Genomic DNA, 21,567 nt, shown 5'->3' with positions numbered 1-21,567 from the left:
AATCGCACCGAAGGGATCAAGCGTCGAATTCGGCGAGCATGCGCATGATCGCCGGACGAAGTACCGGCAGATGCACCGAGGCGATCTCCCACATGTCGCGTGCCCGGATGCGGTAATACTCGTGCCGCAGGAGGTTACCGATCCGAATGATCGGGTGCCAGTGAACGTCCGCGTGCCGCTGTCGAAGTTCGGGCGGCAGCTCCTTGGCCGCCTCCGAGATGATCTGGACGGCGCGTTCGACGGCGCGTTCGTAGAGGAAGTTGCCCTGAATCTCCTCGAAAGTCCGGCCGTGCGTCGCCGCGAGGATGCCGTCGATCTGTTCAAGAATGTGCCGAAGCCTGACTTCGGGCAGCTTTGCGGATTCCATCAGAAAACCCGGATGGCCTCGCGCTCGATGTACTCGCGGAAAACCGGGACCAATCCGTCACGCGTCGAGTATCCGACAGGAATGTCGGGGAAGGCGCGCTCGACCAGAGCGTAGGTTTCGTCGAAGGCCGCGAGCCCAAAACTGCCCTCGTCCGCAGGATCGACGAAGACATCGAGATCGGAATCCGGCCTCGCCTCATCCCGAGCGCGCGATCCGAACAGGAACAGGGCCGAGACGCCGTGCGCGCGGAGATCGTCCTCTACGCAGCGCAGCCGGCGGATTACCTCGTCTCGGGTCATACCGGCACCTTAGCGAAGGCGGTCCCGCCCGTCATCCGTCGCCTCCTCACAGCGTCTCCCGCGCGGTGTCCTGCCAGCGGACCAGCGGGGTGGTCAGCGCAACGAGCACGGCATCGGCCGCCTTGCCGACGACGGCGAAACTGATGATCGCCGCCAGGATCTGATCGGGCTTGCTGAATTGCTGACCATCGAGGAGCAGGTAGCCGAGCCCTTCGGAGGCGCCCATCAGCTCGGCGGCGACCACGAACAGGAAGCCGAGGCCGAGGCCGGTGCGGAGCGAGGTCAGCGTCGCGGGCAGCACGGCGGGCAGAAGGATGCGCCGGGCGAGCGCGAGCTTCGAGAGGCGGAAGATGCGGCCCACCTCCACCAGCTTGCGATCGACCGAAGCGATGGCGCCGGCCACGCCGACATAGACGGGGAAGAATACGCCGACGGCGATCAGGGCCACCTTGGGCGTCTCGAGAATGCCGAACCAGAGGATGAAGAGCGGCACCCAGGCCAATGACGGCACGGCGCGCAGGGCCTGCAGGCTCGGATCGACCAGCCAGCGCAAGGGCGGCAGCGTCGCGGTGAGCGTCCCCGCGAGGATGCCGGCGCTCGCCCCGAAGGCGAAGCCGAGGCCGACGCGGATCAGGGTCGCCTCGACATGGGTCCAGAGCTCGCCCGAGGCCGCGAGCGTCCAGAGCGCGGCGCCGATCCGGCTCGGCGGCGGCAGCAGGCGGCCGGAGGCGAGACCCGTCGCGACCGCGATCTCCCAGCCGAGCGCCAGGACGAGCGGGAGCAGCAGGCCGAGCGCCAGCCGCGCGGAGCTGCCGAGAGCGGTGAACCGACGCGCGGGAGCGGCCTTCGCCCCGGCGTCGTCGGAGAGGACGGTGGTGAGGCTCATGCGGAGGTGTCGCGCCGGATCTGCATCGTGTTCTCGAACATCCCCTGCCGGACCGGCGGTTCAGCGCCGCGCGTCGGTCGCCGCGCGAAGTGCGAGCCCCGCCAGCACCGTTCCCATGAACCACCTTTGCGCTCGCAGCCAGAGGGGCTTTCCCTTCAGGGAGGCGGCAACGGACCCGGCCGCCAGGACGATCCCCGCATTCACCACCAGGCTCACCGCGATCTGGACGAGACCGAGCGCGAGGGATTGCGTGAGTACCCCGCCCGCCGCCGGCTCGATGAAGTGCGGCAGCAGCGAGAGGTACATGACCGCGATCTTCGGATTCAGCAGGTTCGTCAGGAAGCCCATAGCGAAGAGCCGCCCGGGCGCGTCGGGCGGCAGCGGGCGCGTATCGAAGGGCGAGTGCCCGTTCGGCCTCAGCGCCTGCCATGCCAAGAAGAGGAGATAAGCGGCGCCCGCAAATCGCAGGGCGTCGTAGGCGAAGGGCACCGCCACGAGGAGGGCGGTGATGCCGAAGGCCGCGCAGAGCAGGTAGACGAGGAAGCCCGCCGCCACGCCCGTCAGCGATACCAGCCCGGCCGCCCGTCCCTGGGCGACCGTGCGCGAGACGAGGTAGGCCATGTTCGGGCCCGGCGTCAGCACCATCCCGAGGGAGACGAGGGCAAAGGCGGCGAGGTGCGCGGCGTCCGGCATCGGCGGTCTCAGCGCGCGGGGGCCGGGTTGAATTGCGGGTCGATGAGACCCTCCACCGCCGCCGCCACGTCGGTCGAGGCGGGGATCACCCCCGCCTGCTGCAGCGCGAGGCCGGCGGCGCGGATGCTCTCGGCCTGGGCCGGGCCGATATTAGGCTGGCTCAGATCGGTGCGCTCGATCTGCTTGGCGATCACCGCCTCGGGCAGCTTGGTGGCGGCGACGAGCGCGCTCTTCAACGCCTCCGGGTTGGCCAGCGCGTAGGCGCGGGCCTGCTCGTAGGCCGCGATCACGACCTTCACGAGGTCGGGATGCGCCTTGGCGAAGTCTTCGCGCACGTCGAGCACGCCCCAGGTGTTCGCGGCGGCATCGCGGAAGAACAGCACGTCGTCGCTCTCGATCTCCGCGGCGGCCATCATCGGATCGAGGCCGGCCCAGGCATCGACGTCGCCGCGGTCGAGCGCCGTGCGTCCGTCGGCGTGCTGGAGCAGAACAAGCTTGGCGTCCTTCTCGGTCAGCCCGGCGCTCTGAAGCGCGCGGATCAGGAAGATGTGCGGATCGGTGCCGCGGGTGACCGCGATGCGCTTGCCTTTGAGGTCGGCGGGCTTCGTGATCCCGGTCTCCTTGCGCGTGACCAGCGCGGTCCATTCCGGCCGGGAATAGGCGTAGACGACCTTGACCGGATTGCCGTTGATGCGCGCCAGAAGCGCCGCTGCGCCGGCGGAGGAGCCGAAATCGATGGCGCTGCCGTTGAGGAATTCGAGCGCCTTGTTGGAGCCGAGCGACTGAACCCAGCGCACCTTGATGCCGCGGGCCTTCAGCGCCTCTTCCAGAAAACCCTTCTCCTTCAGCACGAGGCTGACCGGGTTGTACGTCGCCCAATCGAGCCGGATCTCCGAGACGTCGGCGGCGCGCAAGTCCGAGCCGGCCGCGAGGAGCCCGAGGAATCCGACGAAAGCGGACAGGACGTGGCGGCGTCGGATCATCTGGCTGTCTCCCTCGTCGGTCCGGCTTGGTGCCTGGATCCATCCGATGGCTAAAACAGTCACGTTCGTTTCGTCAAACAAAAAATTCGCCGAATAGAACAGTTGAGTCGCCTGCAGCCGGCCGATGCCGCAGCCCGCTTTACATGCTAACGGAACGGCCATGTTCGACCCCGTTCCCGTCCTCGAAAAAGTCGTCGCCTCCCTCGACCGCGAGGCGCGCGAACCCACCAAGCTGCGCGGGCTTCTGGTGCCCGAGCTGCGCAAGGTGATCGAGGCCGGGCACCGGGAGGCCGAGCGGCTGCTGTTAAAGGAGCGGGACGGCATCGCCTGCGCGCAGCGGCTGTGCCGCCTCACCGACGCGGTAGTGCGTGCGATCTACGATGCCGTGGTCTGGCGCCTCTATCCGAACGACAACCCGTCCACGGGCGAGCAATTGGCGATCGTCGCGACCGGCGGCTACGGGCGCGGGACGATGGCGCCGGGCTCGGACATCGATCTGCTGTTCCTGCTGCCCTACAAGCAGACTGCGTGGTCCGAGAGCGTCGTCGAGGCGATGCTCTACGTCCTGTGGGATCTGAAGTTGAAGGTCGGCCACGCGACGCGCTCGGTCGACGAATGTCTGCGCGAGGGTCGCGCCGATATGACGATCCGGACCGCCCTGCTCGAATCCCGCTACCTGTTCGGCTCGCGCACGCTGTTCGAGGAGATGGTCACGCGATTCGATTCCGAGCTGGTGATTGGCTCGGCCTCGGAATTCGTCGATGCGAAGCTGCGCGAGCGCGACACCCGCGTCGCTAAGGCGGGCGCATCGCGCTACCTCGTCGAGCCCAATGTCAAGGACGGCAAGGGGGGACTCCGCGACCTCAACACGCTGTTCTGGATCGCCAAGTACACCTACCGGGTGCGAGATCCGGTCGAGCTGGTCCATGCCGGGCTGTTTACGTCGGACGAGTACAAGCTGTTCGAGCGCTGTGAGGAGTTCCTGTGGCGGGTACGCTGCCACATCCACTTCGTGACCGGGCGCGCGGAGGAGCGGCTGTCGTTCGGGCTTCAGCCCAAGATCGCCGAGCGCCTCGGCTTCGGCGCCCGCGGCGGCCTCTCGGGCGTCGAGCGCTTCATGAAGGCCTACTTCCTCATCGCCAAGGATGTCGGCGACCTGACCGCCATCGTCTGCGCCGAGCTCGAAGCGCGCCACGCCAAGCGCACGCCGGTGCTCGACCGCTGGATCGGCCGCTTCCGCGACCGCTTCCGCGCGACCTCGATCGAGGCCGAGGATTTTTGGATCGACAACGGCCGGGTCAACATCCGCGGCGAGGACGCGTTCGAGCGTGATCCGGTCAACCTGATCCGCCTGTTCTGGCTGGCCGACCGCCACAACCTACCGATCCACCCCGACGCGGCACGGCTGGCCAACCGCTCGCTCCGCCTGATCACCCACGCGGTGCGTGTGGACGCGGAAGCCAACCGCCTGTTCCTCGACATCCTCATCTCCAAGAACGCGCCCGAGACGATCCTGCGATCAATGAACGAGGCCGGCGTGCTCGGCCGGTTCATCCCCGAATTCGGGCGCATCGTCGCGATGATGCAGTTCAACATGTACCACCACTACACGGTGGACGAGCATCTTCTGCGCTCGATCGGCGTGCTCGCCGCGATCGATTCCGGCCGTGTGCGCGAGGAGCATCCCCTGGCGACGCGCCTCATCGACACGATCCACAACCGCCGCGCCCTCTACGTCGCGATCCTGCTGCACGACATTGCGAAGGGTCGTCCGGAGGATCACTCGATCGCCGGCGCGGCCATCGCCCGCAAGCTCGGACCGCGCTTCGGCCTCAGCCAGGCGGAGACCGAGACGGTGTCCTGGCTGGTCGAGCATCACCTGCTCATGTCGATGACGGCGCAGAGCCGCGACCTCTCCGACCACAGAACCATCGAGAAATTCGCCAGCGAGGTGCAGAGCCTGGAGCGGCTGAAGCTGCTCGCGATCCTCACCGTCGCCGATATCAAGGCGGTCGGCCCCGGCGTGTGGACGGCCTGGAAGGGCACGCTGCTGCGCACCCTCTACGACGAGACCGAGGTCGTGCTCTCCGGCGGCCATTCGGAGATCGCCCGTACCGACCGGGTGCGGCTGATCCAGATGGCTCTGCGTGAGCAGCTCTCCGACTGGAATTCGGAGGTGTTCGACGCCTACGCGGCGCGCCACAACCAAGCCTACTGGCTGAAAGTCGACAGCACGCGCCACTACAAGAATGCCCGCTTCCTCCGAACGGTGATGGAGGAGGGCCGCACCAGCGCCACGACCTACGAGACCGATCCCGTCCGCGGCGTCACCGAACTGACGGTCTACTCGCCCGACCATCCGCGCCTGCTCGCCATCATCACCGGCGCCTGCGCGACCACCGGCGGCAACATCGTCGATGCGCAGATCTTCACCACGACCGACGGCTTCGCCCTCGATTCGATCTTCATTTCCCGCGCCTTCGAGCGGGACGAGGACGAGCTGCGCCGGGCGGGCCGCATCGCTACCGCGATCGAGCGGGCGCTCAAGGGCGAGATCAAGATCGCCGAACTCGTCGCCGACAAGCACCCGAAGCAGCCGCCCAAGACCTTCCTGGTGCCGCCGGACGTCTCGATCGACAATGCCCTGTCGAGCCGCGAGACCGTGGTCGAGATCACCGGCCTCGACCGGCCGGGCCTGCTCTACGAACTGACGACGGCGTTGAACCGCCTGAGCCTCAACATCACCTCGGCGCATGTGGCGACCTTCGGCGAGCGGGCGGTGGACGTGTTCTACGTGACCGATCTCACCGGCACCCGGGTGATGCAGCCCGACCGGCTCGCGATGATCCGCGCCGCGGTGATGGAAGTGTTCGCCAGCGACGTGGCCGCCTTGCGCGCCGAAGGCCTTGATGCACTGGTCGATTCGCCGCCGCCGCGGGAGTTGTAGGCGGTGATGGCGTCGCCGTCGCTTGATTTCGAGGTTTGGCCGAATGATATCAGCCGCATCCCGGAACTCTTCGAGACCTGATCGATCGCACAATGATGGCTGACGATATGGAGAAGCAGGAGCGGCATGACGGCGCGGAGGCGGAGGTTCCGCCGCAATCCGCCGCTTCGAATGCGGGCGCGGATGCCGAGGGCCTCGCGGCCGCGATCGCCGAGCGGGACGAGTTCAAGGACCGTCTGCTGCGGACGCTTGCCGAGATGGAGAACCTTCGCCGCCGCACCGAGCGCGAGGTCGCGGATGCCCGCGCCTATGCGGTGACGAACTTCGCCCGCGACATGCTCAACGCCGCCGACAACATCCGCCGCGCCCTCGACAGCGTGCCCGCCGAGGCGCGCTCGGGCGCCGAGGGTGCCTTCAAGGGCCTGATCGAGGGCATCGAGCTGACTGAGCGGGATCTCGCCAAGACCCTGGAGCGCCACGGCGTGAAGGTGGTCGATCCGCAGGGTCAGCGCTTCGACCCGAACCGGCATCAGGCGATGTTCGAGATCCCGAACACCGAGGTTCCGAACGGCACCGTCGTTCAGGTGGTGCAGACCGGCTACGTCATCGGCGATCGGACGCTGCGCCCTGCCCTGGTCGGCGTCTCCAAGGGCGGCCCGAAGCCCGAGGCGAGCAAGGACAAGCCCGCCGACGCCGCGTAATCTTCCGCCGATCGTCGAGAGCGAGAAAGGCCGGCCCGCCTGCGCGCCGGCCTTTATCGTGAGCGCGTCCTGCTACTCCGCGGCCTGCCGCGTGGTCTCGCGGAACGGGTGCGCCGGGTAGGTGCCGATGATGCGCAGCTCCTTCGAGAAGTAGCGCAATTCGTCCAGAGCCCGGCGCAGGCCGTCATCCTCCGGGTGACCGTCGACCTCGGCGTAGAACTGGGTCGCGGTGAACTGCCCCTCGACCATGTAACTCTCGAGCTTCGACATGTTGACGCCGTTGGTGGCGAATCCGCCGAGCGCCTTGTAGAGCGCGGCCGGGATGTTGCGGACCCGGAAGATGAAGCTCGTGACCGTCGCGCCGTTGCCGGGCTCGATCTCGGCGGGCTCGGGCGAGAACACCACGAAGCGGGTGGTGTTGTGCGCTTCGTCCTCGACATCGCGCTCGAGGATATCGAGGCCGTAGACCTCCGCTGCCATGGCCGGAGCGAGCGCTGCGCGGGTCGGATCCTGCGCCTCGGCCACCTCGCGGGCAGCCCCGGCGGTGTCGCCGGCCACCACCGCCTTGAGGCCGAGGCGCCGGATGATCCGGCGGCACTGGCCCAGCGCGTGGACGTGACTGTGAACGCTGGTCAGCCCCTCCACCGCCACGCCCGGCAGAACCATGAGCTGGAAGTGGATCGGCAGGAAGTGCTCGGCGATGATGTGCAGCCGCGAGGTCGGGATCAGGTGGTGGATGTCGGCGACCCGGCCGGCGATCGAGTTCTCGATCGGGATCATCGCCAGAGCCGCCTTCCCTTCGTTCACCGCGGCGAAGGCATCCTCGAAGGTGGCGCAGGGCAGCGCGGTCCAGCCGGGATAGGCCTGCGAGCAGATGATGTGCGAGTTGGCCCCGGGCTCGCCCTGATAGGCAATGGTGCGATCGGTCATTGTGATTCGTGGGTTCAGTTGAGGCGGCGGACGGCGAGCAGCGTGCGGGCGCGCTCCAGATCGGCGGGGGTGTCGACGCCGAGCGGCAGGTCCTCGACGATCATCGCGTCGATGCGCATGCCGGCTTCGAGCGCGCGCAGCTGTTCCAGCTTCTCGCGACGCTCCAATTCGCCCTGCGGCAGGGCGACGAAGCGGGCCAGCGCTTTCCGGCGATAGGCGTAGAGGCCGATATGATGGAACAGCGGGCCGTCGCCCCACGGCGCGCGCGCGCGGGTGAAGGCGAGCGCCCGCAAACGGTTCGGTCCCACCGTGTGGCCGATGATCTTGACCACGTTCGGATCGTCCATCTCCTCCGCGCGGTGGATCACCGCACAGAGGGTCGCGATATCGACGTGCGGGTCTGCGAGCGGCGTCACCGCCGCGGCGATGATCGCCGGGTCGATGGTCGGCAGGTCGCCCTGCACGTTGACCACGACATCGTGGTGGCCGTCCGGATCGACGATCTCCAGCGCCTCCGCCAGACGATCGGATCCGGAAGGGTGATCCGCCCGGGTCATCACCGCCAGACCGCCCTGCGCCTCGATTGCGTCGGCGATCGCGTCGGTGTCGGTCGCGACCACGACGGGGCCGATTCCGGCCTCCACGGCGCGGCGCCAGACATGCACGATCATCGGCTCGCCGGCGATCTCCGCGAGCGGCTTCGACGGCAGCCGGGTCGCGGCGAGACGGGCCGGAATCAGGATGAGGGGGTCGGACATGGCCTAGGGCGGTACGATGCGGGATCGGTCAGAGGCAGCGGCGGCTCTAGCAGCGGCCGTCCGGCTTGTCATGACCGGTCCCGGCGCCCCGGAGGTGAGGCAGGGCTGCAACGGGCGGCGCCTGCCCGCACGTCGACCATGAACAATAATGGTATGCGACAGCGCGCAGCGCGCGTGGCCCATTGTCAAGATCGGCCCCGAGCGGCTAATCACCCTTGAAATCCTCCAAAGTCCGGCGTCTGCCCGTCGGGCCCTCATCCGCCGGGTCCTGATCCCGTGCGCCGGAGCTGTCGAGCATGGATTCCTTCGAGCTGAACAAGGTTGCGGGCGCTGTCCTGGGTGCCCTCCTGTTCGCGGTCGGGTCGGGCTTCGTGGCGGAGCTGATCTATCACCCGAAGCCCGCCGGAAATGCCGGCTACCCTCTGCCCGAGCCTGAGCCGAAGAGTGGCGGGGCAGCGGCCGAGGCGCCGAAGGCCGAGCCGGTCGCCGTGCGGCTCGCCAGCGCCGACGCCGACAAGGGCAAGGGCGGCACCAAGGCCTGCCAGGCTTGCCACAGCTTCGAGAAGGGTGGCCCGAACAAGGTCGGCCCCGACCTCTGGGACATCGTCGAGCGCGAGAAGGCGCATGCCGCAGGCTTCGACTACTCCGCCGGCCTGAAGGAGAAGGGCGGCACCTGGACCTACGAGGATCTCGACCACTTCCTCGAGAACCCGAAGGGCTACGTGAAGGGCACCAAGATGGCGTTCGCCGGCATCGGCTCGCCGACCGAGCGTGCCAACGTCATCGCCTATCTGCGCACCCTCTCCGACAGCCCGAAGCCGCTGCCGGCCGCCGAGAAGAAGGCCGAGGCCTCGCCGGAGGGCGAAAAGAAGGCCGAGGCTGCCAAGCCTGCGGAGGCTAAGCCCGAGGACAAGAGCAAGGCCTCCGGCAAGGCCGAGGAGAGGTCGGTCGAGAGCGCGACCGGCAACAAGGAGAAGGCGCCCGAGACCAACGCGCCGAAGGGCGACACCCAGTCCGGCGACAGCAAGGACACTGCCCGCCCGGTCCCGGCGCCGCAGACGCAGCCGCAGCGCAACGAGGTTGCCCCGACGCAGGCGCCGGAGGCCAAGCCCTCGGGCGACATCCCGACCAAGGCGACCCCCGGCTCTGAGAGCACGCCGGCGACCGAGGCGCCGGCCAAGGCCGATCCCGAGGCGCCGAAGCCGTAAGGTCGAGCACACGCGACGGAACTCGAGAAAGGCCGGGCCCAGAAGCCCGGCCTTTCTCGTATCGTGGCGGCCCGCGACGCCCCTGCGCGCTCGCGGCGGGTTGGCGCCGGACCCGGGCCCGTCCTAGAACGGCGCCCGACTGCCCTCTCACGGGACCGGGAGACCGCGCCAACGTGACAGACAACGCCGTGATCGCTCGCCGCAGCTTCCTCGCCGGAGCGCTCGTTCTCCTGGGGCTGCGCGGCCCCGCCTTAGCCCAGGAGCCCGCCGAATCCGCCTCGAAGGTCTCGGCACAGGAAGCTCCCGGCACCTGGCGCCATGCGCTGACCCTGCTCGGCGAACCGAAATACGGCCCGGACTTCCAGCACTTCGACTACGCCGATCCGAAGGCGCCGGTCGGCGGCCTGGTGCGGCTCGGCGCCCAGGGGGGCTTCGACAACCTCAACATGATCGTCAACGGTCTCAAGGGAGACCTCGAAGGCGGGATCACCCAGATCTACGACACGCTGATGGAGGATTCCGGCGACGAACCGTTCTCCTCCTACGGCCTTCTGGCCGAAGGCGTGCGGATCGCCGAGGACGGCAGGTCGGTCACTTACCGCCTGCGCAAGGACACGCGCTGGCACGACGGCAAGCCCGTCACCGTCGAGGACGTGATCTGGTCCTTCGACACGCTGAAGGCCAACAGCCCGTTCTACGCTGCCTACTACCACACCGTGGTCAAGGCCGAGCCGGGGGCCGAGCGCGAGGTCGTGTTCCGTTTCGGCGAAGCCGGCAACCGCGAGTTGCCGCAGGTGCTCGGTCAGATGCAGGTGCTGCCCAAGCACTGGTGGACCGGCACGGACAAGAACGGCAAGCCGCGCAACGCCACCGAGACGACCCTGGAGATCCCGCTCGGATCCGGCCCCTATCGGCTCGCCAGGATCGATGCCGGCCGCTCGGCCGTGTACGAGCGCGTGGCCGATTACTGGGGCAAGGACCTGCCGGTGAACCGCGGCCGCAACAATTTCGGCACGATCCGCTTCGAGTATTTCCGCGACGGATCGGTTCTGCTGGAGGCGCTGAAGGGCGACCTCTACGACTTCCGCACCGAGAACATCGCCCGCAACTGGGCGACCGCCTACGACGACTTCCCCGCCGTGAAGGAAGGACGACTGATCAAGGAGGAGTTTCCGGGCCGGGGCACCGGCATCATGCAGGCCTTCGTGTTCAACCTGCGCCGGGACAAGTTCAAGGATGAGCGCGTGCGCCGCGCCTTCAATCTCGCCCTGAACTTCGAGGAGATGAACCGGCAGCTCTTCTACGGGCTCTACAGCCGGATCGACTCCTATTTCTACGGCTCGGAGCTCGCCTCGTCCGGCCTGCCGGACGGGCTCGAGAAGGTGATCCTGGAAAGCGTGCGGGACAAGCTTCCCGAGCGCGTCTTCACCGAGACCTACGCCAACCCCGTCAACGATACGCCGGAGGCGGTGCGCGCCAACCTGCGCAAGGCGGTCGGGCTCCTGCGCGAGGCCGGTTACGAGCTGAAGGGCGGCAAGATGGTCGCCAAGGCCACCGGCGAGCCGCTGACCGTCGAGTTTCTCGAATTTCAGAACGTGTTCGAGCGGGTGATCCTGCCCTACGCCGCACAGCTCAAGCTGATCGGCATCGAGAGCTCGATCCGCGTGATCGACCAGGCACAGTACCAGAACCGCCTGCGCAGCTTCGATTTCGACATCACGACCTCGAACTGGCCGGAATCGCTTTCGCCGGGCAACGAGCAGCGCGAGTACTGGGGCTCTGCCGCCGCCGACAAGCCGGGCTCGCGCAACATCGCCGGCATCAAGGATGCGGGCATCGACGCGCTGATCGAGAAGCTGATCTTCGCCCAGGACCGCGAGACGCTGGTTGCTACGACCCACGCCCTCGACAGGGCGCTCCTGGCCCACAACTTCGTGGTGCCGCAATGGTCCTCGGCGGTCACGCGCACCCTGCGCTGGAATCGCTTCGGCCGCCCGGCGGTGCTCCCGAAATACGGTGCCTCGGGCTTCCCGACGACGTGGTGGTACGACGAGACGCTCGCCGCCAAGACGGGGGCGCCGCGGTGAGTGGCGGCGCGACCCGCCGGGACGTCGTCCTCGGTACGGGCGCGCTCGCCCTCGCGAGCGCCCTGCCCCGCCCGGCCCGCGCCGAAGGTACCCGCGCCGCCCACGGGCTATCGAGCTTCGGCGAGCTGAAATACGCACGCGATTTCACGAACTTCGATTACGTGAACCCAATGGCCCCGCGCGGCGGCCGCTTCTCGACGCAGATCGTCCAGACCTTCGGCAGTCAGGCGTTCGACACCTTCGACACGCTCAACCCCTACGTCTTCCGCGGGAACGGCGCGGCCGGGATCAATCTTACCTTCGACAGCCTGATGGTGCGCGCGCTCGACGAGCCGGACGCGCTCTACGGGCTCGTCGCCCGCTCGGTCGAGATCAGCGCCGACGGCCTGACCTATCGCTTCGCCCTGCGTCCTCAGGCGCGCTTCCACGACGGCTCGCCCCTGACCGCGCGGGACGCGGCCTTCTCCCTCACCATCCTCAAGGAGAAGGGGCATCCGACGATCTCGCAGGTGATCCGCGATGTCGCCGAGGCAACGGCGGAGGGCAACGGGACCCTGATCGTCCGCTTCGCCCCCGGCCGCAGCCGCGACCTGCCGCTGATCGTCGCCGGGCTGCCGATCTTCTCGGCGAAATTCTTCGAGGGGCGCGACTTCGAGGCCCAGACCCTCACGCCCCTGCTCGGGTCCGGCCCCTATCAGGTCGGGCGGATCGATATCGGGCGCTTCATCGAACTGGAGCGGGTGAACGACTACTGGGCGGCAGACCTGCCGGTGATGGTCGGGCAGAACAATTTCGATCAGCTCCGCTACGAGTACTTCCGCGATCGACAGGTCGCCTTCGAGGCGTTCAAGGGCGGCGCCTACACCTACCGCCAGGAATTCACCTCGCGGATCTGGGCGACGGGCTACGATTTCCCCGCCGTGCGCGAGGGCCGCGTCAAGCGCGAGACCCTGCCCGACACCTCGCCCGCAGCCATCCAGGGTTGGTTCTTCAACACCCGTCGCGAAGTGTTCAAGGATCCCCGCGTGCGCGAGGCGATCGGCCTCTGCTTCGACTTCTCCTGGACCAACCGCACGGCGATGTTCGGCGCCTACGAGCGCACCGTCTCGTTCTTCCAGAAGACCGACCTGATGGCGACGGGCAAGCCGTCGGCCGAGGAACTAGCCCTGCTCGAACCCTTCAACGGTCAAGTGCCGGCCGAAGTCTTCGGCGAGGCCTGGACGCCGCCGGTGTCGGATGGAACCGGCCAGGACCGGGCGCTGCTCGCCCGCGCGGTGGCCCTGCTCAAGGAGGCCGGCTGCACCCGCGAAGGCGGCACCCTTCGCCTGCCGGGCGGCAAGCCGATCGAGTTCGAATTTCTCGACTCCGACTCCGTCTGGGAGCCGATCGTCCAGCCGTTCATCCGAAATCTGGGCCTCATCGGCATCAAGGCGCGCCAGCGGGCGGTGGATGCCGCGCAGTTTCAGGCGCGGGTGCGCGACTTCGACTTCGACATCGTCTCCCGCGCCTCTTCGGGCGACGCGACGCCGGGACCGGAGCTGCGCGAGGCCTACGGTTCGCGGGCGGCGGCGGTCCCCGGCTCCAACAATCTCGCCGGCATCAGCGATCCGGTGATCGACACCCTGCTCGACCGCATCGCCAACGCGGATTCGCGCGCGAGCCTCACGGTAGCCTGCCGCGCCCTCGATCGGGTGCTGCGGGCCGGCCGCTACTGGATCCCGATGTGGTACTCGCCCGAGTACCGCCTCGCCCTGTGGGACATGTTCGGCCGACCGGCGAAGCTGCCGACCTACGGGCTCGGCGTGCCGGCGCTGTGGTGGTACGACGAGGCGAAGGCGCGCCGCATCGGTCGGGGCTGAGGAGCATCCATGCTGGCCTACATCCTGCGCCGCATCGCGCTGATGATTCCGACGATCTTCGGGATCATGCTCATCACCTTCGCCATCATCCAGTTCGCCCCGGGCGGCCCGGTGGAGCGGGTGCTGGCCCAGCTGCAGGGGCAGCAGGAAGGCTCGCTCTCGCGCATCACCGGCGGCCAGGGTGATCTCGGCGGCGGTGCGGCCCGCGGTGGGGGCGGCAGCGAGACGTCGAAGTACCGCGGTGCGCAGGGGCTCGACCCGGCCTTCATCAAGAAGCTCGAAGCGCAGTTCGGCTTCGACAAGCCCGCCTACGAGCGCTTCGGCAAGATGCTGTGGGACTATCTCCGCTTCGATTTCGGCCGGAGCTACTTCCGCGACGTCACGGTGCTGGAGCTGATCAAGGAGAAGCTCCCGGTCTCGATCTCGCTCGGCCTGTGGATGACGCTGATCTCCTACGCGATCTCGATCCCGCTCGGCATCCGCAAGGCGGTCGCCGACGGCTCGCGCTTCGACGTCTGGACCTCCGCCGTCGTCATCGTCGGCTACGCGATCCCGAGCTTCCTCTTCGGCATCCTCCTCGTCATCCTGTTCGCCGGCGGCTCCTTCCTGCAGATCTTCCCCTTGCGCGGGCTGACTTCCGAGAACTTCGAGACGCTGAGCCTCTGGGGCAAGGCCGTGGACTATGCGTGGCACCTGGTGCTGCCGCTCTCCGCCCTCGTGCTCGGGGCCTTCGCCACCTCGACGTTGCTGACCAAGAACTCCTTCCTCGACGAGATCCGCAAGCAATACGTCGTCACCGCCCGCATGAAGGGTCTCACCGAGCGGCGCGTGCTCTACGGGCACGTCTTCCGCAACGCGATGCTGATCGTGATCGCCGGCTTCCCCGGCGCCTTCATCACGGCTTTCTTCACCGGCTCGCTTCTGATCGAGACGATCTTCTCCCTCGACGGCCTCGGGCTCCTGTCCTTCAACTCGATCGTCGGCCGCGACTATCCGGTGGTGTTCGCCACGCTCTACATCTTCTCGCTGCTCGGTCTTGCGGTGAATCTTCTGTCGGATCTGACCTATACCTGGATCGATCCGCGCATCGATTTCTCCGCCCGAGGCGCCTGACACCCGCCGCCGGTTTGCCGGCTGCGTGCCCGGCTGCTATCGGCGCGAAACCGCCGCCGGACGCCCCGCCCGTGACCGCCCTCCCCCTTGTCATCCGTCCCGAGCATCCGGACGACGCCCCGGCCATCGAGCGGCTGCACGCCCGCGCCTTCGGTCCCGGCCGCTTTGCCCGCACCGCCTACCGCCTGCGCGAGGGCACCGTGCCCCTGCCCAACCTCTGCCTGACCGCGCTCGTGGGCACCTACCTCGTCGGCTCGGTCCGGATCGGCCCGGCCGAGGCCGAGGGTGGACCACTCCTGGTGCTCGGGCCCCTCACCGTCGATCCGAGCTTCTCCGACCGCGGCATCGGCACGAGCCTGATGCGGGCGAGCCTCGACGCGGCCCGGGCCGCCGGACACGGCCTCGTCGTTCTCGTCGGCGACGCGCCCTATTACAGCCGCTTCGGCTTCCGCCCCGTGCCCGCCGGACGGCTCACGCTGCCCGGCCCGGTCGATCCGGCGCGTTTCCTATGGCTGGAACTCAAGGATGGTGCGAGCACCGGCCTGTTCGGGACGATCCGCCCGCCGCGCCATCCCCACGGCACGCCGGGATAAGGCGCCGCTTGACCGCCGGGATCGGGGATCGGACACCGGGGCAACCACGAAGATCACCGGAAGCGCCCGCCGTGCCGACGTCCGACGACCGCCAGCCCCCGCCCCGTTTCAACGCGGCCCGCCACTGCCTTGCGGAGAATGCTCGGCTGCGGGGCGACAAGACCGCGCTGATCATGGTCGGCGAGGGGGGCGCCGTCAGCCGCTTCACCTATGCCGAGGCCGAGCGCGCGGTGCGCGGCATCGCGGCAGGCCTGCTCGACCTCGGTCTCAAGCCCGGCGACCGCGTGATGATCCGCATGGGCAACGAGCCCGACTATGTGCTGGTCTATTTCGGCGCGCTGGCCGCAGGCCTCGTCGCCCTCCCCTCCTCGCCGCAATTGACGACCTCCGAAGCCGCCTTCCTCATGGAAAATGCCGGCGTCGCCGCCGTGGTGACCGGAGACGGACTCGCCGAGTCCGACGCGGGTGCTCCTGCCGGCTACATCCGGCTCGATTCGCGCAAGATCGCGCAGATGAAGGCGGGTGAGCCGCTCGCCGATTATGCCGACACCGCTGCCGACGATCCGGCGACGCTCGTCTACACCTCCGGCACCACGAGCCGTCCCAAGGGCGTGCTCCATGCTCACCGCGCCGTCTGGGGCCGCCGGCCGATGCACGCGCACTGGCTCGGGCTGAACGAGTCCGACGTGATGCTGCATGCCGGCACCATGAATTGGACCTATACGCTGGGCGTGGGCATTACCGACCCCTGGGCCTGCGGCGCGACGACGGTGCTCTACAACGGCCCGCGCGACCGCGGGGTGTGGCCGCGCCTGATCGCCGAGCAGGGCGCGACGATCTTTGCGGCGGTGCCGAGCGTCTATCGCCAGATCCTCAAATACGCCGACCTTGGCGAGCACGACCTCTCGCGCCTGCGCCACGGCGTCACCGCGGGCGAGGCGCTGTCGTCCGATCTCCTCGAGGCCTGGACGCGGGCGACGGGCAAACCGCTCTACGAGGCGCTCGGCATGAGTGAGATCTCGACCTACGTGTCGAGCGGCCCGACCATCCCCGTCCGCCCCGGCTCGCCCGGCCGGCCGCAGCCGGGCCGCCGGGTCGCGATCCTGCCCGTGGAGGGACCGTTCGAGCCGCTTCCGGCCGGCGAGACCGGCTTGCTGGCGATCCACCGCACCGATCCCGGCCTGATGCTCGGCTACTGGCAGCGGCCGGACGAGGAGGCGGCGGTAATGCGCGGCCCCTGGTTCGCCGGTGGCGACCTCGCGAGTTTCGACGCGGACGGCTACCTCTGGTTCCACGGCCGCAACGACGACCTGATGAACGCCATGGGCTACCGCGTCTCGCCGGTCGAGGTGGAAGGTGTGCTGGCCGGTCATCCCGACGTGGCAGAAGTCGGCGTGGCGGAATTGGCCGTGCGCGCCGATCTACGGGTAATCGCCGCCTTCGTGGTTCTCCGCTCCGGCGTCGAGCCCGACGAGGAGGCCCTGACGGCGTGGTGCGGCGAACGCTTGGCCGCCTACAAGGCGCCCCGTGCCATTCGCTTCCTCGACGCGCTGCCGCGCACCGCCAACGGCAAGGTTCAGCGCAAACGCCTCGCGGAGGCCGCCGGGTGACCGTGCTTGTTCGCGGGGAATCCGGCCGGTAGAGCGAGGGCGGCGCGCGTATCGAGATCCATGGCCCCGCTTCCGATTTCCGTTTTCATCATCGTCAAGAACGAGGCCGACCGCATCGGTGCCACCATCGCGGCGGTGCGCGAGCTCGCCGACGACATCGTCGTGGTCGATTCCGGCTCGACCGACGGGACGCAGGCGCTCGCGGCCTCGCTCGGCGCCCGGGTGATCCACAACGACTGGCCGGGCTACGGCCGGCAGAAGCGCTTCGCCGAGGGCCAGTGCCGCCACGATTGGGTGTTCAACCTGGACGCCGACGAGGTGGTGCCCCCCGACCTCGCCGAGCGGATCCGCGCGGTCTTCGCCGGGGGCGAGCCGACGCACGCCGCGTGGAGCATCGCCATCGCCGAGATCTTCCCGGGCGAAACGCGTCCTCACCCGTGGGCCTATGTCCTGACCCCGGTTCGGCTTTATCGTCGAGACTTGAGCACCTACTCGACCTCGCCGGTGCATGATCGGGTGGTGCTGGGGCCGGGCGTGAGCGTCGGTCGGATCAAGGGACGCATCCACCACTTCTCGGTGCGCTCACTCGGCGACCAGCTCGACAAACTCAACCGATATTCGGACCAGCAGGCCGACGACCTCGACGCGCGCGGGATCACCATCCCGGCCTGGCGGCTCTACGTGGAGTTGCCGGGCAATTTCCTGAAGGCCTATCTTGGCCGCCGCCACTTCGTCCGTGGCGCCTACGGGTTCCTCACGGCGATGAACTACGCGATCTCGCGCCATCTGCGTGTGGCCAAGCATTATGAGCGCCGCGTCACAACCCCGCGCCGACCGGGTTGACCCGCCGCCCCGGAGCTTCTACAGCCGAGCGGCGGGGAGACGTGGCCGAGAGGCTGAAGGCACTCGTTTGCTAAATGAGCATACCCCTAATAAGGGTATCGAGGGTTCGAATCCCTCCGTCTCCGCCACTCATTCTATTATCTCGCAACACGTTGATTTAGCACGTGTTGCTACTTTGCCGTTTCGGCATTCGTCCCTGCGTCGGCCTGCCTTCGAGCGAGTCGAGCCAAGTGCGGCAGAGGGACGGGTTTGGCGCACTGGCGCCCATGTGCCTGAGCGTCGTTCCTTCAAAGCACCGCGTATCGTGCGGCGGCCCGCCCAGATCGATCCCCGACCTGGCTCCGCGTAGGTGCAGATCGCCGGGATGCCCGAAGGGATCCGAAGGCGTGCCGACTGCGGCATTCGTCATCTCGGATCGGATGTTCGACGGCGATGCGATCTTCCGCTCCCCCAGCCCGAAGCACGAGGTTCAAAGCGCTCTGATGAGCCTTGACCCGCGACCGGCGACTGAGGAGACGGCTGTCAGCTCGGTCGAGAAATTTGATCGCGCCGTGCGGGCAGTATGGTACCTGTTCGCCACTGCGATACCAGCGTCGTCCGGCACGGGCGCGCTCCCTAGCGGGACGGCTCGCCGGGCTGGGTGGCCGGGGGCGAACGCGGGGATCATTCGAGGCCCATCGGCGCTCGCGGCGGCGGTGGTTGGGAATCCGGTCGATCGACGCTAGTGATGGACGGGAAGACGGGTTGCAGAGGCATGGCACTCGGCCGTGGTGGGCACGCGTTCCTCCGTCAGGGTCCCAGATGCGCGCTTCAGCCCGACCTCGCGACCTGTCCGGTACCCTATCGGATCGATCAGATGGACATCGTCGATCTTCCGGCGACCATCCTCCTCGATAAAGACGACCCGATACTGCGGATGGACGACGGCAGCGGCCCATCCTTGTTGCTGTAGTGTAGCGTCGCCGTCACGGATGCCCTCTCCGGGTTTGCCGCAACATCGTTGCTCGGGCCGGAGGCCCTCACGACCCTGTCGGGACGCGGCGTTCCCGCTCGGGCCGCGGCCGCGTCGGCCTCCCATGCTGTAGTTACGTGATCCCTGCTGGGCCGGAGCACGCGCTTGCGCGGGTCTCGTCCTAGTCGCCCTGGTTCGAAGGGCCCGGGGCTGCGCAGCGGAACCCGGCATTTGCACGTGATGCGGCGCTCAAGACCAGTGTCGCGTCCCGTCGTGGATTCCGGGTTCGCTTATCAGCGACCCGGAATGGCGGCGGTGAGGGCTGGACCGAACCAATCAGCCGGAAGCCGTATCATAGGCAACGGCCATCGCCAGAGCGAAACGAGGACCTCTACCGGGAAGCCCCCGTCCCCACGCTCAACGGTTGGCGAGCCGCTCGAGGAGACGCTCGGCCGCAGGCCCGGACGAGGCCGGGTTCTGGCGGGTGATCAACAGGCCGTCGGCCAGCACGTACGGTGCCCAGTCGTCAGCCTTGGAGAAGTTGCCGCCGTTGCGCGTGAGCTCGTTCTCGACGAGGAAGGGCACCACCTCGGTGAGGCCCACCGCCTCCTCCTCGGTGTTCGTGAAGCCGGTGACGTCCTTTCCGTCGACGAGCGGCTTGCCGTCGGGCGCCTTTGCATGGCGTAGCACGCCAGGGGCATGGCAGACCAAGGCGACGGGCTTGCCGGCCTGCAATGTCGCCTCGATCAGCCTGATCGAGGCAGGGTCTTCGGCCAAGTCCCACAGGGGACCGTGCCCCCGGGATAGAACACGTGCCCCTTGAGGAGCGTACTCGCTGCGTGAACGCGAACGTGTCTCAAGATCATCTTGGAGGACGAGCTCGTGAAGCGCGCATAGCGAAATTCTAGGGGCAAAAATTTTCGCGACAGTCAGACTTGATCCTGCTATAAAGCGAATGATTGCGCATGAAAGCTTAGCGATAGGCATCCAACGGGATGTCTGACGTCAGTCGCGAGCGTGTCTTCCCCATGGAGGGCTATGCGATGGCCGGCCTCTATCCTGTTTCTCACCCGCAAGCTCTGGCGCGCGCGAGCGTGCGTCGCATCGGTCTTGACGATTTGCGGTTCGCCCTGCGGAACGGCTTGGACGATTTCATCGCCATGCCGACACACGCTCTGTTTCTCATCGCCATCTACCCAGTCGCGGGTGTGCTCATCGCGGCCGCGACGTTCGAGAACGACCTCATACCGCTGATGTTTCCGCTGGCGTCGGGCTTCGCCCTGCTCGGCCCCTTCGCGGCGATCGGGCTCTACGAGATGAGCCGGCGACGGGAACAGGGCTGCGACATCGGTTTGATCAACGCCTACGCGCCGCTGACCGGTCAATCCGCAAAGGCCATCGGCGTGGTCGCCCTGACTCTCTCGCTGCTGTTCGTCGCTTGGTTGATCGCCGCAATGGCCCTGTACTGGACTCTGTATGGGGAGGCGCGTCAGGACTCGATATTCGGCTTCCTGCAAGAGGTTCTGACGACGCCGAGGGGCTGGATGCTCATCGTAGTCGGGAATCTCGTCGGCGCGGCCTTCTCGCTCATTGCCCTGGCTATCAGCGCCGTTTCCTTTCCGCTGATCATCGACCGTGGCACCGAGGCTGGGACGGCCATCGCGACATCCGTTGCTCTCGTTCAGCAGAACCCGGGGACGATGGTGGTCTGGGGGCTCATCGTCGCGGGCCTCCTCACCCTGGGGATGCTGCCCCTCTTCGTGGGGCTTGCCCTGGTTCTGCCGATTCTCGGACATGCCACGTGGCATCTCTACCGGCGAGCCGTCGTGCCTTAACGGCCCTCCGCCCGGCACCACAACGGCCTGCCCCGGCGGCTTGGCGGGGCGCGGGAGGAAGCGATGGCGCTGATCCTGGTCCTGATTGCCGTCGCCTCCGTGGCGTTCCACCTGTTGAGCCCGTGGTGGTGGACGCCGATCGCGTCGAACTGGAGCTATATCGACACAACGCTGATCATCACGTTCTGGATTACCGGCGCGGTCTTTGTCGTCATCGTGCTGTTCATGGCCTACTGCCTGTGGCGCTTCCGGCATCGACCGGGGCGGCAGGCCGCCTACGAGCCGGAGAGTCCGCGCTTAGAGGCTGGGCTCATTGCGGTGACGGCGCTCGGCATCGCCGCCATGCTCGCACCGGGCCTCGTCGTCTGGAGTCAGTTCGTGCGAACGCCGCCGGACGCCGCTGAGGTCGAGATCCTCGCCCAGCAATGGCGGTGGAGCTTTCGCCTGCCCGGAACCGACGGCCGCCTGGGCGCTGCCGACATCCGCCATGTCGGCGACGACAATCCGCTCGGCCTCGATCCCCAGGACAGTGCCGGCCAGGACGACGTCGTGATCGACGGGGGCGATCTGCACCTGGCCCTTGGCCAGCCGGTGAAGCTTCTGATGCGCTCCTACGACGTGGTCCACAACTTCTACGTCCCGGAATTCCGCGCCAAGATGGACATCATTCCCGGCATGGTGACCCAACTGTGGTTCACACCGAGCCGGACAGGCAGCTTCGACGCCATCTGTAACGAGGTCTGCGGCTCCAGCCACTACGCGATGCGCGGTCGCGTCGTGGTCGAAGATGAGCCCACCTTCCGCGCATGGCTCGACCGGCAGAAGACCTTCTCGCAACGCGCTGCACGATCCACCAGCACGCGTGAGGCCGGCCTCCACCGGCCGGCGATAGATGCGCGGTGA

At 67.8% G+C, this 21,567-nt stretch carries 18 protein-coding genes, 1 tRNA gene and 1 pseudogene; 12 read left to right on the top strand and 8 right to left on the bottom strand.

Going from position 1 to position 21,567, the window contains the following annotated elements; translation table 11 throughout:
• Positions 1 to 16: 16 nt before the first annotated feature.
• From HNR01_RS00845 to HNR01_RS00825, 5 genes are read right to left on the bottom strand one after another with little or no spacing between them, the layout of a single operon-like run.
• Positions 17 to 367, bottom strand: coding sequence for a HepT-like ribonuclease domain-containing protein (locus HNR01_RS00845; protein ID WP_153875346.1), 351 nt, complete (start codon positions 365 to 367; stop codon positions 17 to 19).
• The gene (locus tag HNR01_RS00840; protein WP_153875345.1) at positions 367 to 666 is read right to left on the bottom strand and encodes a nucleotidyltransferase family protein; all 300 of its coding nucleotides are present in this window, start codon (positions 664 to 666) and stop codon (positions 367 to 369) included. The genes HNR01_RS00845 and HNR01_RS00840 overlap by 1 nt, the downstream gene beginning before the upstream one ends.
• 46 nt (positions 667 to 712) lie before the next feature.
• Positions 713 to 1,552: an ABC transporter permease gene (locus HNR01_RS00835; RefSeq protein ID WP_183666044.1), complete on the bottom strand. Its 840-nt coding sequence runs from the start codon at positions 1,550 to 1,552 to the stop codon at positions 713 to 715.
• A 60-nt stretch (positions 1,553 to 1,612) separates the two neighbouring features.
• Positions 1,613 to 2,245: a LysE family translocator gene (locus tag HNR01_RS00830; protein ID WP_183666042.1), complete on the bottom strand. Its 633-nt coding sequence runs from the start codon at positions 2,243 to 2,245 to the stop codon at positions 1,613 to 1,615.
• 8 nt (positions 2,246 to 2,253) lie between these two features.
• Positions 2,254 to 3,228 carry an aliphatic sulfonate ABC transporter substrate-binding protein gene (locus HNR01_RS00825; RefSeq protein WP_183666040.1) on the bottom strand — a complete coding sequence of 325 codons (975 nt, stop codon included), beginning with the start codon at positions 3,226 to 3,228 and terminating at the stop codon, positions 2,254 to 2,256.
• Between the two features lie 124 nt (positions 3,229 to 3,352).
• Between HNR01_RS00825 and HNR01_RS00820 the strand changes: the two genes are divergently transcribed.
• On the top strand, positions 3,353 to 6,175 hold the full coding sequence (locus HNR01_RS00820; RefSeq protein ID WP_255538576.1) for a [protein-PII] uridylyltransferase: 2,823 nt from the start codon (positions 3,353 to 3,355) through the stop codon (positions 6,173 to 6,175).
• A gap of 92 nt (positions 6,176 to 6,267) precedes the next feature.
• On the top strand, positions 6,268 to 6,876 hold the full coding sequence (grpE, locus tag HNR01_RS00815; RefSeq protein WP_153875340.1) for a nucleotide exchange factor GrpE: 609 nt from the start codon (positions 6,268 to 6,270) through the stop codon (positions 6,874 to 6,876).
• Positions 6,877 to 6,948: 72 nt separating this feature from the next.
• Here the strand turns inward: grpE and HNR01_RS00810 are convergent, their stop codons facing one another.
• Entirely contained in the window at positions 6,949 to 7,806 is an 858-nt protein-coding gene (locus HNR01_RS00810; protein WP_017482746.1) for a prephenate dehydratase, read from the bottom strand.
• A 14-nt stretch (positions 7,807 to 7,820) separates the two neighbouring features.
• Positions 7,821 to 8,564 carry a 3-deoxy-manno-octulosonate cytidylyltransferase gene (locus HNR01_RS00805; protein ID WP_017482745.1) on the bottom strand — a complete coding sequence of 248 codons (744 nt, stop codon included), beginning with the start codon at positions 8,562 to 8,564 and terminating at the stop codon, positions 7,821 to 7,823.
• A gap of 296 nt (positions 8,565 to 8,860) precedes the next feature.
• Here HNR01_RS00805 and HNR01_RS00800 point away from each other — a divergent pair, with 296 nt between their 5' ends.
• The 8 genes from HNR01_RS00800 to HNR01_RS00765 all read left to right on the top strand — a co-directional run bounded on the left by HNR01_RS00800 (position 8,861) and on the right by HNR01_RS00765 (position 18,005).
• Positions 8,861 to 9,772 (top strand): c-type cytochrome, encoded by a 912-nt coding sequence (locus HNR01_RS00800; protein ID WP_183666038.1) that lies wholly within the window; start codon positions 8,861 to 8,863, stop codon positions 9,770 to 9,772.
• A gap of 173 nt (positions 9,773 to 9,945) precedes the next feature.
• Positions 9,946 to 11,859: an extracellular solute-binding protein gene (locus HNR01_RS00795; RefSeq protein ID WP_183666036.1), complete on the top strand. Its 1,914-nt coding sequence runs from the start codon at positions 9,946 to 9,948 to the stop codon at positions 11,857 to 11,859.
• On the top strand, positions 11,856 to 13,718 hold the full coding sequence (locus HNR01_RS00790) for an extracellular solute-binding protein (protein ID WP_183666034.1): 1,863 nt from the start codon (positions 11,856 to 11,858) through the stop codon (positions 13,716 to 13,718). The genes HNR01_RS00795 and HNR01_RS00790 overlap by 4 nt, the downstream gene beginning before the upstream one ends.
• 9 nt (positions 13,719 to 13,727) lie before the next feature.
• Positions 13,728 to 14,831 (top strand): microcin C ABC transporter permease YejB, encoded by a 1,104-nt coding sequence (locus tag HNR01_RS00785; RefSeq protein ID WP_183666031.1) that lies wholly within the window; start codon positions 13,728 to 13,730, stop codon positions 14,829 to 14,831.
• A 71-nt stretch (positions 14,832 to 14,902) separates the two neighbouring features.
• Positions 14,903 to 15,424 (top strand): GNAT family N-acetyltransferase, encoded by a 522-nt coding sequence (locus tag HNR01_RS00780; protein WP_183666029.1) that lies wholly within the window; start codon positions 14,903 to 14,905, stop codon positions 15,422 to 15,424.
• 71 nt (positions 15,425 to 15,495) lie between these two features.
• Complete coding sequence (locus tag HNR01_RS00775) at positions 15,496 to 17,034, top strand: acetate--CoA ligase (RefSeq protein ID WP_183666027.1); 1,539 nt, start codon at positions 15,496 to 15,498, stop codon at positions 17,032 to 17,034.
• A 60-nt stretch (positions 17,035 to 17,094) separates the two neighbouring features.
• Positions 17,095 to 17,877: a glycosyltransferase family 2 protein gene (locus HNR01_RS00770; protein ID WP_017482738.1), complete on the top strand. Its 783-nt coding sequence runs from the start codon at positions 17,095 to 17,097 to the stop codon at positions 17,875 to 17,877.
• Positions 17,878 to 17,912: 35 nt separating this feature from the next.
• Positions 17,913 to 18,005, top strand: a tRNA-Ser gene (locus HNR01_RS00765).
• Between the two features lie 1,241 nt (positions 18,006 to 19,246).
• Here the strand turns inward: HNR01_RS00765 and HNR01_RS00760 are convergent.
• Positions 19,247 to 19,641 (bottom strand): annotated as a pseudogene (locus HNR01_RS00760) (type 1 glutamine amidotransferase domain-containing protein); the annotation flags it as partial.
• A 231-nt stretch (positions 19,642 to 19,872) separates the two neighbouring features.
• Here HNR01_RS00760 and HNR01_RS00755 point away from each other — a divergent pair.
• A complete protein-coding gene (locus tag HNR01_RS00755; protein ID WP_183666024.1) occupies positions 19,873 to 20,664 on the top strand; it encodes a DUF2189 domain-containing protein in 792 nt (263 codons plus the stop codon).
• Positions 20,665 to 20,727: 63 nt separating this feature from the next.
• Positions 20,728 to 21,567: a cytochrome c oxidase subunit II gene (locus HNR01_RS00750; RefSeq protein WP_183666022.1), complete on the top strand. Its 840-nt coding sequence runs from the start codon at positions 20,728 to 20,730 to the stop codon at positions 21,565 to 21,567.

Origin of the sequence: Methylorubrum rhodesianum (assembly GCF_014199985.1) — a bacterium.
Taxonomy (GTDB): domain Bacteria; phylum Pseudomonadota; class Alphaproteobacteria; order Rhizobiales; family Beijerinckiaceae; genus Methylobacterium; species Methylobacterium rhodesianum.
This window is presented reverse-complemented; position numbering and strand designations above follow the sequence as displayed.

Excerpts from the sequence above, each read along its gene's own strand:
- HNR01_RS00845 (WP_153875346.1), bottom strand. The coding sequence starts at position 367 with ATGGAATCCGCAAAGCTGCCCGAAGTCAGGCTTCGGCACATTCTTGAA.
- HNR01_RS00840 (WP_153875345.1), bottom strand. The coding sequence starts at position 666 with ATGACCCGAGACGAGGTAATCCGCCGGCTGCGCTGCGTAGAGGACGAT.
- HNR01_RS00835 (WP_183666044.1), bottom strand. The coding sequence starts at position 1,552 with ATGAGCCTCACCACCGTCCTCTCCGACGACGCCGGGGCGAAGGCCGCT.
- HNR01_RS00830 (WP_183666042.1), bottom strand. The coding sequence starts at position 2,245 with ATGCCGGACGCCGCGCACCTCGCCGCCTTTGCCCTCGTCTCCCTCGGG.
- HNR01_RS00825 (WP_183666040.1), bottom strand. The coding sequence starts at position 3,228 with ATGATCCGACGCCGCCACGTCCTGTCCGCTTTCGTCGGATTCCTCGGG.
- HNR01_RS00820 (WP_255538576.1), top strand. The coding sequence starts at position 3,353 with ATGCCGCAGCCCGCTTTACATGCTAACGGAACGGCCATGTTCGACCCC.
- grpE (WP_153875340.1), top strand. The coding sequence starts at position 6,268 with ATGATGGCTGACGATATGGAGAAGCAGGAGCGGCATGACGGCGCGGAG.
- HNR01_RS00810 (WP_017482746.1), bottom strand. The coding sequence starts at position 7,806 with ATGACCGATCGCACCATTGCCTATCAGGGCGAGCCCGGGGCCAACTCG.
- HNR01_RS00805 (WP_017482745.1), bottom strand. The coding sequence starts at position 8,564 with ATGTCCGACCCCCTCATCCTGATTCCGGCCCGTCTCGCCGCGACCCGG.
- HNR01_RS00800 (WP_183666038.1), top strand. The coding sequence starts at position 8,861 with ATGGATTCCTTCGAGCTGAACAAGGTTGCGGGCGCTGTCCTGGGTGCC.
- HNR01_RS00785 (WP_183666031.1), top strand. The coding sequence starts at position 13,728 with ATGCTGGCCTACATCCTGCGCCGCATCGCGCTGATGATTCCGACGATC.
- HNR01_RS00770 (WP_017482738.1), top strand. The coding sequence starts at position 17,095 with ATGGCCCCGCTTCCGATTTCCGTTTTCATCATCGTCAAGAACGAGGCC.
- HNR01_RS00755 (WP_183666024.1), top strand. The coding sequence starts at position 19,873 with ATGGCCGGCCTCTATCCTGTTTCTCACCCGCAAGCTCTGGCGCGCGCG.
- HNR01_RS00750 (WP_183666022.1), top strand. The coding sequence starts at position 20,728 with ATGGCGCTGATCCTGGTCCTGATTGCCGTCGCCTCCGTGGCGTTCCAC.